The sequence below is a fragment of the Gilliamella sp. N-G2 genome (assembly GCF_002142215.1).
GTDB lineage: Bacteria > Pseudomonadota > Gammaproteobacteria > Enterobacterales > Orbaceae > Gilliamella.
The window spans coordinates 1-11,340 of sequence record NZ_NAST01000040.1 but is presented as its reverse complement, the minus strand read 5'-3'; the positions used below and the strand labels follow the sequence as shown (position 1 = coordinate 11,340).

General features: G+C 35.1%; 13 protein-coding genes. 5 read left to right on the top strand and 8 right to left on the bottom strand.

The genetic code is table 11. The features are described 5' to 3' along the window. The first annotated feature begins 81 nt into the window (after positions 1 to 81). The 3 genes from B6C99_RS12360 to B6C99_RS12350 are packed head-to-tail and all read left to right on the top strand — an operon-like array spanning position 82 to position 1,819. Complete coding sequence (locus tag B6C99_RS12360; protein WP_086360099.1) at positions 82 to 435, top strand: ArsC family reductase; 354 nt, start codon at positions 82 to 84, stop codon at positions 433 to 435. 16 nt (positions 436 to 451) lie between these two features. Continuing rightward, on the top strand, positions 452 to 1,585 hold the full coding sequence (gene dapE / locus B6C99_RS12355) for a succinyl-diaminopimelate desuccinylase (RefSeq protein ID WP_086360098.1): 1,134 nt from the start codon (positions 452 to 454) through the stop codon (positions 1,583 to 1,585). Positions 1,586 to 1,633: 48 nt separating this feature from the next. Beyond that, positions 1,634 to 1,819 (top strand): YpfN family protein, encoded by a 186-nt coding sequence (locus B6C99_RS12350; RefSeq protein WP_086360097.1) that lies wholly within the window; start codon positions 1,634 to 1,636, stop codon positions 1,817 to 1,819. An 8-nt stretch (positions 1,820 to 1,827) separates the two neighbouring features. Here the strand turns inward: B6C99_RS12350 and cysZ are convergent, their stop codons facing one another. From cysZ to B6C99_RS12315, 7 genes are all read right to left on the bottom strand, one after another. Beyond that, positions 1,828 to 2,637, bottom strand: a complete 810-nt coding sequence (gene cysZ, locus B6C99_RS12345; RefSeq protein WP_216819487.1) for a sulfate transporter CysZ — start codon at positions 2,635 to 2,637, stop codon at positions 1,828 to 1,830. Between the two features lie 97 nt (positions 2,638 to 2,734). Then, entirely contained in the window at positions 2,735 to 4,606 is a 1,872-nt protein-coding gene (locus B6C99_RS12340; protein WP_086360096.1) for a tRNA(Met) cytidine acetyltransferase TmcA, read from the bottom strand. Positions 4,607 to 4,609: 3 nt separating this feature from the next. Next, a complete protein-coding gene (locus B6C99_RS12335) occupies positions 4,610 to 5,065 on the bottom strand; it encodes a DUF441 domain-containing protein (RefSeq protein WP_086360095.1) in 456 nt (151 codons plus the stop codon). After that, positions 5,065 to 5,775 (bottom strand): phosphoribosylaminoimidazolesuccinocarboxamide synthase, encoded by a 711-nt coding sequence (purC, locus tag B6C99_RS12330; RefSeq protein ID WP_086360094.1) that lies wholly within the window; start codon positions 5,773 to 5,775, stop codon positions 5,065 to 5,067. Before purC ends, B6C99_RS12335 begins: the two co-directional genes overlap by 1 nt. Positions 5,776 to 5,977: 202 nt before the next feature. After that, positions 5,978 to 6,736, bottom strand: coding sequence for an outer membrane protein assembly factor BamC (bamC, locus tag B6C99_RS12325; protein WP_086360093.1), 759 nt, complete (start codon positions 6,734 to 6,736; stop codon positions 5,978 to 5,980). A 36-nt stretch (positions 6,737 to 6,772) separates the two neighbouring features. Next, the gene (gene dapA / locus B6C99_RS12320) at positions 6,773 to 7,651 is read right to left on the bottom strand and encodes a 4-hydroxy-tetrahydrodipicolinate synthase (protein WP_086360092.1); all 879 of its coding nucleotides are present in this window, start codon (positions 7,649 to 7,651) and stop codon (positions 6,773 to 6,775) included. Between the two features lie 95 nt (positions 7,652 to 7,746). Next, the gene (locus B6C99_RS12315) at positions 7,747 to 8,505 is read right to left on the bottom strand and encodes a Nif3-like dinuclear metal center hexameric protein (protein WP_086360091.1); all 759 of its coding nucleotides are present in this window, start codon (positions 8,503 to 8,505) and stop codon (positions 7,747 to 7,749) included. A gap of 215 nt (positions 8,506 to 8,720) precedes the next feature. On the opposite strand from B6C99_RS12315, the gene fbp reads away from it, so the two are divergent. Next, positions 8,721 to 9,722: a class 1 fructose-bisphosphatase gene (fbp, locus tag B6C99_RS12310; protein ID WP_086360090.1), complete on the top strand. Its 1,002-nt coding sequence runs from the start codon at positions 8,721 to 8,723 to the stop codon at positions 9,720 to 9,722. A gap of 275 nt (positions 9,723 to 9,997) precedes the next feature. After that, positions 9,998 to 10,684 (top strand): ribonuclease T, encoded by a 687-nt coding sequence (gene rnt, locus B6C99_RS12305; RefSeq protein ID WP_216819486.1) that lies wholly within the window; start codon positions 9,998 to 10,000, stop codon positions 10,682 to 10,684. A gap of 84 nt (positions 10,685 to 10,768) precedes the next feature. On the opposite strand, the gene B6C99_RS12300 is transcribed toward rnt, so the two are convergent. Beyond that, positions 10,769 to 11,107, bottom strand: a complete 339-nt coding sequence (locus B6C99_RS12300; protein WP_086360089.1) for a Grx4 family monothiol glutaredoxin — start codon at positions 11,105 to 11,107, stop codon at positions 10,769 to 10,771. Positions 11,108 to 11,340: the final 233 nt, after the last annotated feature.

The following is an 11,340-nucleotide window of genomic DNA, read 5'->3' as shown; positions in this document are numbered from 1 at the left end:
ACTACATCTTGTTTTCCTCTGTTTGCTGTCTTTTTAGGTTAGCTGTTATAATCAGTTTTTCTATTTTTTAGGAAAATAGTTATGTATGTTATTTACGGAATTAAGAATTGCGATACTATGAAAAAGGCATTTACTTGGCTTGATAATCATCATATTAATTATCAATTTCATAATTATAAAACTGATGGTTTGTCGGCAGAGTTGTTAACTCGATTATTAGATGTTGTTGATTGGCAAAGATTGTTAAATACCCGCGGTACCACATGGCGTAAACTGGAAGAATCTGTGCGCAATCAAATTAATAATCAAGATGCCGCTATGGAGATTATGTTAGCCAATCCATCTATTTTAAAGCGCCCATTACTTGTTGATGGCAAGCGAGCTCTGTTGGGTTTCTCTGACGAGAGTTATTCGCAATTTGTTAACTCTAATTAATAAAATTGAGACCATTATGACTGAATCAGTTATTGAACTAACTAAGGCATTGATTGCCGAAAAATCGATAAGCCCCGATGATAAAAACTGCCAAAATATGATCATCGATCGTTTAAAGCGATTAGGCTTTGTAATTGAAGAAGTGAATATTAATAAGACGAAAAACCTTTGGGCTTATCATGGTATTGGTAAAACATTAATGTTTGCCGGTCATACTGATGTGGTGCCGGCTGGTGATGAGAATAAGTGGAACTATCCACCTTTTGTGCCGACTATTGATGAGAATGGCGTTCTTTATGGCCGTGGTGCAGCGGATATGAAAAGTGGCGTGGCGGCAATGGTTTGCGCTGCTGAGTCGTTTGTTAAAAAATATCCTGATCATACAGGAAGAATAGCGTTCTTGCTTACATCTGATGAAGAAGCTGATGCGACTGATGGTACAGTAAAAGTGGTTGATTTACTGATTCAACGGCAAGAACAGATCGACTATTGCATTGTCGGCGAGCCTTCCAGTGATATCGTACTGGGTGATCAAATTAAGAATGGTCGTCGTGGTTCTTTAACTGCCAATCTTGTGGTTCATGGAATTCAAGGCCATGTTGCTTATCCTCATCTTGTTGATAATCCGATTCATAAATTTGCCCCCGCATTAAATGAACTGGTGACCACAGTGTGGGATAATGGCAATGAGTATTTTCCTCAAACCACGATGCAAATAGCTAATATTAATGGCGGTACAGGTGCTGAAAATGTGGTGCCTGGTGACTTGTCGGTTCAGTTTAACTTCCGTTATAGTAGTGAATTGACCGACGAGATGATCAAAGCGAAAGTCGAGGCGATTTTGCAAAAACACGATTTAAAATATACCTTGAATTGGCGATTGTCTGGTCATCCATTTTTAACACCACAAGGTGAACTAACCGATGCGGCGACAAGTGCGATTAAGACCTTTACGCAGCTTGATACCAAATTATCGACAAGTGGTGGTACGTCTGATGGGCGTTTTATTGCTAAGTTGGGTTGTCAAGTGATTGAACTTGGTGTATTAAATAATACCATTCATAAAGTTAATGAAAATGTGAATTGCCAAGATATTATTACATTACAAGCTATCTATATCGATATTTTAGAGAGGTTGTTACTAGGATAGATTTTATCACACTATGTGTTAAGTACTCATTCTTAAGGGGGGATTGGGATGGAATGGCTTAGAGATTATTGGTGGGTGATTCTGATTATTTTAGTTGGAATCTTTATTAATACGATTAAAGCACTAAATAAATTAAGCTATAAACACTATTTAGAAAAAAAGAAAGGGATAAAACCTATCCCTTATACTGATGATGAAGACGATGATTGGCCAAACCACCCTTTGCAAGAATAATTGATCAATTATTTAAAATTATCACTTTTATTGGCAAAAATAGCTTGATGACGATAGCGATCAACCCACATCGCAGTTGAACCACAAACCGCTATTGGCATAACAATTAAATTCAACAAAGGTACCATAGTAAAAAAACTGATTAACATACCAAACATGAGATTATCAGCGCGATCTTGTTTTAATAATTGGCGCATACGTTCAAAAGAGACTTTATGGTTATCAAATGCATAATCTGCATATTGTATGTTGATTTGCCAAGCAGTAAATAATAACCACACTATCGGGGTAACCGATTGTCCGATGACCGGAATTAGATAAGTTAGCAAAATAGGAATCGCCCATAACAAATAATAACCAAATTTTTGTAATTCACGCTTTAATATGCGTGGTAAGTCTTTTAATAGGCCCATACAAGACGTATTGGGTGCATTCACGCCTGTTAGTTGCGCTTCTACCTGTTCGGCTAGCAAGCCGTTAAATGGCGCTGCTATTATGTTAGTGATGGTGCTAAAGAAGTAACAGAATAAGATCGCTAAAGTTAAAATCACAACAGCACTAATAATATAACCCAACCAATGCAACCAACTCGGAATAAATGATAATCCCCAATCCACCATACCTGTAATCGAAACAAAAAACCAATAAAATAACATCGACATAATAACGATATTAGCAAGCAATGGTAGAAATACAAAACGTTTTAAGCCAGGACTAAACGCTAATGACCAACCTTGAATAAAGTAATCAATACCTGATTTTGAACGCTTATGGATATATTGATGCTGTGATTGATTTTCTAACTTGGACGCTGTCACAATGGGTTCCTTTTACTTAATATTGTCATCATTTTAAACGCAGATTAAATCAGGCGGCAACTTGCTTTTCACTTTTTGATCGTAAACTAATCACTCTTTATGTTTGCTGATTTTCAAACCATGTTTTTACTTCTTGTTTAATGGCCTGAATCATCTCATTTCGACTGGTTAATTGGTTAGTTAATCCTAATCTGTTATTTTGTAATAATTCAGTTAATAATGACATTTTACTGATCTTTTCAAGACGGCACAGTGCTGGATAGGATGCTTCAAACGGTCGATGGTAATAACAAAAACCTTGCAGTTCTTGATAATCTTGAGGTGTTAATGTTTGTTGATGATCAATAGTGATTAGCTTACTAAATGGTAAATCAATAATTACGTTAAGCCAGTAACTATTTCGCTTTAAATTTTGCCCTAAGCGTTGGCAAAGTTCGTAACCCTGCTGGGTAATAGGCTTAATAGCCATCATTGAATAACTACCAGAATTGACTTGTTTATGACTGGCAATATGCACTAGGGTAAAGCCACAAGCTTGCCAAAACTGGTAATTGTCCTCACTATAAGCAAAACTAACCGAGACAAAATCTTTATTATTTTTCATTGCTTGTTGATAGATAAGTTCAATCAACTGTTTGGCAATTTGTTGACGTCGATAAGGTTCGATAACAGCAATGCGATTAATTCTGACTGATTTGAGTTTAGCCGCCAATTTTTCGCCAGCATGTGCAACCAATGATTGTGCAACAAGATTACCTTTTGGTCGACGTGTACCTTTCCAAACTGCCTCAATTAGCTCATCTGATAAGTTACCTTCATCAATTGTAATAGCAGCAGCAATCAGTTGATCGCTTTTTTTTGCCTGCCAAACCATCAGATTTTGTGCGTCAAAAAGTCTTCTTAGATCAACTAAAGTTGTTTGGTAATGAGCTTTTTTTAATAAATAGTAGATCGATTTAAGTGTCTCTATATCAGCCCTTTCGGTAAGTGAATAAGCAATAGTTTGCTCATTAGTTTGCGATTTTATCGTCATTACACCATTAAGCAGTAATTTATCGGAAAATTGCTCTAGCTGGTCGTTATCTTGCCAACGTATAGGCGTATTAAGATAAAATCGCTTTGTGGTTTGATTGTTTAATAATTTCAATAAAAAACCCTGTCCAGTTCCTTCATAACCTTCTACTGTAGTAGTTAATAAGACTTTAGGTGCAAGTTGTAAAAGTTGCTCAAGCATTGGTACGGGGATCATCGCCGCTTCGTCAATAATGAGCCATTCAAAAGGTGGATATTCAGACATTTCAATAAGTTGATCGGGTGCGTAAAATGGTGTCTCTTGTTTAGCAAACTGAAAAAACGTCGTTAGTGCATTTTTATTGGGTGCAGTAACCCAACAATTATGATGATGAGTAAACTGTCCAGCTAATGCTGATTTACCGCGACCACGTTTTGCAATTACGATATTTAAGCGATTATTGCTTTGTAATAGTTGTTCTAAAACATACTGTTGCTCAGTTAAATCGCATTGTTTATCATGTAATGGTTCAAATATTAGTGGTTGTTTTGTGGTAAATTCTAATAAGATTTGTTGTAAATGATGAACAAAATTAGGCACACCAATCGGTATAGGGGATTCATTCCAACGTAAACTATCTTGGTCAACCCAATTCGCAAAATCGTCCGGCAAAAATAATATTAGTACACTGTCTTTTACTAAGGTGCCGGCTAACATCGCAAACGCATCTAGATTAAAGCCTTCGGTGGCATCAAAGATAGCATGCTTAAACTCTCGCCCGAGTAATGACTTGCTTTGATTAGGTTGAATATGATTTTTAATTGCTATTGGCAAATTGGTTTGCGCAGTAACAGTAAGCCAATCGCCCGGCTGCTGTTGAACAATAGAACTGACTCGATTAAATAATTGGGCTGGCGAACCGTTTAACACCCAAAGTCTTCTGGTGTTATTAACCATTAATTAACTTTTTCCAATCAATAATGACAAAATACCCGCCGCAATTAATGGACCGACCGGTATCCCTTTGAAAAAAGTCACACCAATTAATGTGCCAATTATTAAACCATTTATTATGGTTGGATGAGCCCCGATTAGTGATATACCACGCGTTCCAAGCCAAGAAACTAAAATCCCGACTAAAATAGCCAGTGATGATTGCCAAGTGGTAAATGATTTTAAAATATCAGTGATTTTTAATGAACCATCAGCCAACGGCACCATCATAGCTGCAGTTAAAATAACTATCCCTATGGTTAGGCCATATTGATTCAGGAACGGAAAATAAGTTGCTAGTGGAGTTAATTTAAATAACAACAGAAGTAACACTGCAAAAGTCACTGTATTATTATGCGTGATATAACACAGTGCCGCTAAACCTAATAAAAGAAAAAATGAGATGTCAAATTGGACAAACATTAAAGCGGAACACCAATACGTTTGGCAACTTCTTCGTAGGCCTCAATCACACCACCTAAACCTTGGCGGAAACGATCTTTATCCATTTTTTTCAAAGTCTCTTTTTCCCACAAACGACAACCATCTGGGGAAAATTCATCACCTAAGGTGATTTCACCCTTAAATAAACCAAATTCTAGTTTATAATCAACGAGAATTAAGCCTGCTTTACTGAATAACTCGGTTAAAACAGTATTGATTTTAAAGCTAAGTTCCTTCATGGTTGCTAATTGTTCATCAGTTGCCCAACCAAAGGCTTTACAGTGTGATTCATTAACCATTGGGTCATGTAGCTCATCATTTTTTAAAAATAATTCAAATGTTGGTGGGTTAAGGATTCTACCTTCTTCAACACCTAAACGTTTAACTAATGAACCAGCAGTACGGTTACGTACCACACATTCAACTGGTACCATATCAAGTTTTTTAACCAATACTTCATTATCTGATAAAAGGGCTTCAACCTGAGTTGGAATACCTGCTTCACGCAACTTAGTCATAATAAAATAGTTAAATTTATTATTAACCATCCCTTTACGATCTAACTGTTCAATGCGCAGTCCATCAAATGCCGACGTATCATTACGAAATTCAAGGATTAGTAGATCGGGGGTGTCAGTCGTGTAAACAGTTTTTGCTTTACCACGATAAAGCTCAGCCAACTTTTTCATGTTCATAACCTTATATCAAAATGTCAATAAATAATTAAGGAGCTATTCGCCCCTCAATTTTAAATCATATACCTTGCCATATTTTATCCGTTATGAACATTCATAATAAAAACATAGCCAAGATAACTTAATCCACCATTGGAGTTAAAATAGGCTTTGCACTGTTTTAACACGTTTAAATGATGATTATAGGATCATTAAATTAGCGATCTTTTCTAATGCTATCTTTAAGATCTTCTTTCAAATCTTTGTTTGGATCTGATTCCTTACTATCTTTTTTGTCTTCTTCTGTTTTTTCTTTAATCGGAACAGTTCTTAGCGATTCGGGTGCAACGTCATCCATTATTTGATTAAATAATCCAACCACATAACGCTGAACTTCAATCGGTTGAGACATAAGATCTTCGCCACCGCGCGTTAATGAATTTAATACAATGGTGATGGTTTCAGTTTCGCCTATAATTTGACGATTAATTACAAACGATGCCCTAACAGGTTGTTGTTCATCTTGACGGATAATAACCGCGTTATCGGTTTTAATAGTTTTACTATCACTTGAACTAAGCAAAATATTTTGTTTGTTTAAACTACTTGGAATATTATTCCAAACGCCATAACTGACTGGTGCGTTAAAGGTAACCATACCATGGTTATAAATAACAAAAGCTTCAGAAATAGTTGGAATAGGCAATGTTGGCGGACGAATATCTAATTGTTTACCAACAATTCCTTCAATATTATTTTTATCAACATAATAGTCACCAGCTTCAATTGGTACAGAAACACCTTCAGGAATAACTAGCGATTTTAAAGCGGGCGAGTTGAGGTAATCTTCATTGCCATCAACCTCTCGTTTATAATTTTGGTCACTACTACAGCCAACAAGAAATATAGAAGCAAATGCAGATAAAATAGCTATTCTTTTAAAGGCATTGCTTTTTAATACAGTTTTATTCAACATAAATTCCTGCTTATAAATTAAGGGTTATAGTCAATATTACAGTAAATTAGCATCTTTTAATGCTTGCTCAACTGCCGGAATGGCCGCATCACTTAATTGTACTAATGGTAAACGAATAGTGCCGTTTGCCATTAAGCCTAAACGAGTACACGCCCATTTAGCTGGCGTTGGGTTGGGTTCAATAAATAAATGAGTATGAAGTCCCATTAAAGTATCGTTTAAAGTGCGTGCCTGTTGAATTTGGTTACTAAATGCTAATTCACAAACGGTTGCAACTTGTTTTGCAGCCACATTTGCCGTTACCGAAATAACACCATCACCACCTAAAATAATAAAGTCTAAGAAAGTTGCATCATCGCCACTTAATAACTTAAAGTCTTCCCCAACTAATTTACGAGTTTTATAAACGCGAGATAAATCGCCTGTAGCATCTTTTAAAGCAACAATGTTTTTAACTTTAGCTAATCGACCTACGGTTTCAGGTTTAATATCGCTACAAGTACGGCCAGGGACGTTGTAAAGAATTTGAGGTAATGGTGAACTTTCAGCAATAGCTTTAAAGTGTTGGTATAAACCTTCTTGAGTTGGTTTATTATAGTATGGTGCAACAGTTAAGCAACCAACTACACCAATATTTTCAACTTGACGAGTTAAATCGATCGCTTCTTTGGTAGCATTTGAACCTGTCCCGGCAATAATGTCAATTCGTCCATCCGCATAATCAATGGTACGTTTGATAACATCAATGTGCTCATTATGATCAAGCGTTGCTGATTCGCCGGTTGTTCCTACTGATACAATGGCAGACGTGCCATTTTCAATATGATATTCGACCAATTTTTTTAAGCTTACATGGTCCACATTTCCTTTTGAATCCATTGGAGTAACAAGTGCGACCAGACTTCCTGTAAACATAAAACGACCTCTCATATGATTGGTTATAAAACAACTTAAAGATTAAAAAAACTTCTGATAAGTATGCGATATTTCTTATTTAAATTCAACTTTTGTTATACAGGATTATCAATATCAACAAAAATAATTTCTAAGTCATTATGACTGGCTAACCATTCACCCAATTTTTTAATGCCATAACGTTCCGTTGCGTGATGACCTGCTGCATAAAAATTAATACCATATTCTCGCGCAATATGAATTGTCCTTTCCGATACTTCACCGGTAAAAAATGCATCAACCCCTTGTTGAGCAGCCGATTCAATAAAATCCTGCCCACCACCACTACACCATGCTACTCGCTTAATTAATGCTGGAGCATTATCACCACAAAATAAAACTGAACTGCGACCATTATGTAGTTTTAGCTCAAGTTGCTGCTTAAATTCAAGTGCGGTTATTGGATTTTTGAACGTTCCTTTAAAAAGTAAATCAGTAATATCATCACGCGTATCAATCGTAATATCAAACATTTGTCCAAGTAATACATTATTACCTAATAATGGATGACCATCTAATGGAAGGTGGTAACTATATAGGTTAATATCATGACTGAGTAAAGTCTTCAAGCGATGATACTTAATACCTGTGATAGTTTCAGGTTCGTTCTTCCAAAAGTAACCATGATGAACCAAAACCGCATCAGCATTATGCTCTACTGCTTTATCTAACAACAACTGGCAAGCTGTTACCCCTGTCACAATTTTTTTAATTTCTGGTCGTCCTTGAACTTGTATACCATTCGGTGCATAGTCACGATATCGTGTCACTTGGAGTTCATTGTTAATAATTTGTTGTAATTCTAATTGATGCAAAATACCCTCACTGTTTATGCTTAACCGAATAAAACATTTATAAAAATATCATGAATTACATAAACTTATTTTATGCCAAAAACTAATTCAACTGATAACAATTATAGTCGCTTTCTTAAATTAACTCACGTATATTAATACCAATCAACATAAAAAAACATAGTTAACTGTGTTTAAAAGCGACAAAATTATTAACTAAAAGGATTTATTAAATTATGAAAACTCTAGGTGAATTCATCATTGAAAAACAAGCAGAGTTTCCACACGCTACTGGTGAACTAACGGCTTTATTATCAGCCATTAAACTAGGTGCAAAAATTATTAACCGAGACATAAATAAAGCTGGATTAATTGATATTTTGGGTGAAAGTGGCGCCCAAAATATTCAAGGCGAAAAACAAATGAAACTAGATATATTTGCTAACGAAACTTTAAAAAATGCCCTTGAAGCTCGTGGTGTTGTAGCAGGTATAGCATCTGAAGAGGAAGATAACTTAGTTATTTTTGGAAAAGATCGTGCAACAGAAGGAAAATATGTAGTTTTAATGGATCCTCTTGATGGTTCATCTAATATTGATGTTAATGTTTCAGTAGGTACTATTTTCTCGATATATCATCGAACCACTAAAATAGGCACTCCTGTTACCGAACAAGATTTTTTGCAACCTGGTTATAAACAAGTCGCCGCAGGGTATATTATTTATGGTTCTTCAACAATGTTGGTTTATACAACAGGTTGTGGTGTACATGCATTCACTTATGATCCATCTATCGGTGTTTTTTGCTTATCCCACGAAAATGTCCGCTTTCCCAAACAAGGAACCACCTATTCAATTAATGAAGGTTATTACTCAAAATTCCCTATTGGTGTAAAAAAATACATCAAATATTGTCAAGAAGAAGATGCTAAAACTTATCGACCTTATACATCGCGCTATATTGGTTCACTCGTTTCGGATTTTCACCGGAACTTACTAAAAGGCGGTATCTATATTTATCCAAACACTGCTCAATATCCTAACGGAAAATTACGTTTACTTTATGAAGCTAATCCTATCGCATTCTTAGCCGAACAAGCTGGTGGAAAAGCAACCGACGGATACCAAAGAATACTAGATATTGAACCTGAAGAATTACATCAACGCACACCATTTTTTGTTGGTATAAAATCTATGGTGGAAGATGCTGATCGTTTTATGATTGAATATAGTGATTAATAATATAGGTTAATGATGAATTAGTCTATAATTCATCATTCTAGATAACCTTTAAATTGTATAATTTTGAGAAAATTAATTAATGTTTAAAATTATCATGCATTATTTAAATCCCTTAGGTATACATTTTAATAATAGATAAAAATAATTTAAACAAATCTCATAAAATAGCGTTTCATCTTATTACAGTTCAGTTTTTTAATCTAAATAAATTGTCTAAAAATTACGATTAACCTAGTCGAAATATTCAAAAACTGACATAATAATCAATTATTTTGCAAAAAAGACAAATTATTGTGCCAAACGCTAAATTATATGAACGCTTTCGTGGTTTCTATCCTGTTGTAATTGATATTGAAACATCAGGCTTTGATCCTAATCAAAATGCAATTTTAGAAATTGCAGCTATTACATTGAAAATGGATGAAGAGGGCTTTTTAGCACCAGATGAAACGTTACAATTCAATGTAAAACCATTTGAAAATGCAATTTTGGAGCCGACAGCTTTAGCATTTAATGGTATTGATCCTGATAATCCGTTACGTGATGCAGTTGATGAAAAAATCGCATTAGAAGCGATATTTAAACTTGTGAGGAATGGTATTAAGGCCAATGACTGCACCCGAGCAGTTATTGTGGCTCATAATGCTCATTTCGACCATAGTTTTTTAATGGCTTCATCTGAACGAGCAGGCATCAAACGTAATCCTTTTCATCCTTTTGCTACCTTTGACACTGCTTCGCTTAGTGGATTAGTGTTTGGTCAGACCGTCCTTGCTAAAGCGTGTGAAGCAGCTGAAATGCCATTCGATCATAAACAAGCCCATAGTGCCTTATATGATACCGAAAAAACAGCCATTTTATTTTGTGAAATTGTTAATCGCTTTAAACGACTTGGCGGTTGGCCATTATCGCATAACGATCAGCAAGCTAAAGCAGAAACTAAGCAGCCATTAGATTAAAAACAAAGTCAAAACTATAAATAAAAAAGAGAGTTACGAACTCTCTTTTTTTACATCCTGCTTTTTTACATACAAAATAAACAATTATGATTTATGTTTTTCGGCTGTTTGTTTGATCAAAGTCTGCAATTCACCAGTCTGAAACATTTCTAACATAATGTCACAACCACCCACTAATTCACCTTCAACCCAAAGTTGTGGGAAAGTAGGCCAATTAGCATATTTTGGTAATTCAGCTCGAATATCGGGATTTTGTAAAATATCGACATAGGCAAAAGGTACGCCACATTGTGATAATACTTGAACCGCTTGTGCTGAAAATCCACAACTTGGTAATTTTGGCGACCCTTTCATATAAAGAAGAATCGGATTTTCGGCAATTTGTCGTTTAATCTTATCAAGTGTGGTTAATTCAGTTGTCATTAGGTTGATTCCTTAATATGTCATAACAATAAAGATACTATTTTAACGTAGAATAAAGTCAAGTTATATAGATTTATTTGTTTACTTTGATAGAAAAATATCAATTATGAGACCCCTTATTTCATAACTTTTTTCGTTTAAATAAAGTGCACTCCTCAAAATTTTTTGAATAACTAATATCAACTATTAACTTTGTTATAAGAAAAAAATATAACTATATATAAATATATTAT

What these genes read in the sequence shown, in the direction of transcription:
- B6C99_RS12360 (WP_086360099.1), top strand. Translation starts at nt 82, where the DNA reads ATGTATGTTATTTACGGAATTAAGAATTGCGATACTATGAAAAAGGCA.
- dapE (WP_086360098.1), top strand. Translation starts at nt 452, where the DNA reads ATGACTGAATCAGTTATTGAACTAACTAAGGCATTGATTGCCGAAAAA.
- B6C99_RS12350 (WP_086360097.1), top strand. Translation starts at nt 1,634, where the DNA reads ATGGAATGGCTTAGAGATTATTGGTGGGTGATTCTGATTATTTTAGTT.
- B6C99_RS12340 (WP_086360096.1), bottom strand. Translation starts at nt 4,606, where the DNA reads ATGGTTAATAACACCAGAAGACTTTGGGTGTTAAACGGTTCGCCAGCC.
- B6C99_RS12335 (WP_086360095.1), bottom strand. Translation starts at nt 5,065, where the DNA reads ATGTTTGTCCAATTTGACATCTCATTTTTTCTTTTATTAGGTTTAGCG.
- purC (WP_086360094.1), bottom strand. Translation starts at nt 5,775, where the DNA reads ATGAAAAAGTTGGCTGAGCTTTATCGTGGTAAAGCAAAAACTGTTTAC.
- bamC (WP_086360093.1), bottom strand. Translation starts at nt 6,736, where the DNA reads ATGTTGAATAAAACTGTATTAAAAAGCAATGCCTTTAAAAGAATAGCT.
- dapA (WP_086360092.1), bottom strand. Translation starts at nt 7,651, where the DNA reads ATGTTTACAGGAAGTCTGGTCGCACTTGTTACTCCAATGGATTCAAAA.
- fbp (WP_086360090.1), top strand. Translation starts at nt 8,721, where the DNA reads ATGAAAACTCTAGGTGAATTCATCATTGAAAAACAAGCAGAGTTTCCA.
- B6C99_RS12300 (WP_086360089.1), bottom strand. Translation starts at nt 11,107, where the DNA reads ATGACAACTGAATTAACCACACTTGATAAGATTAAACGACAAATTGCC.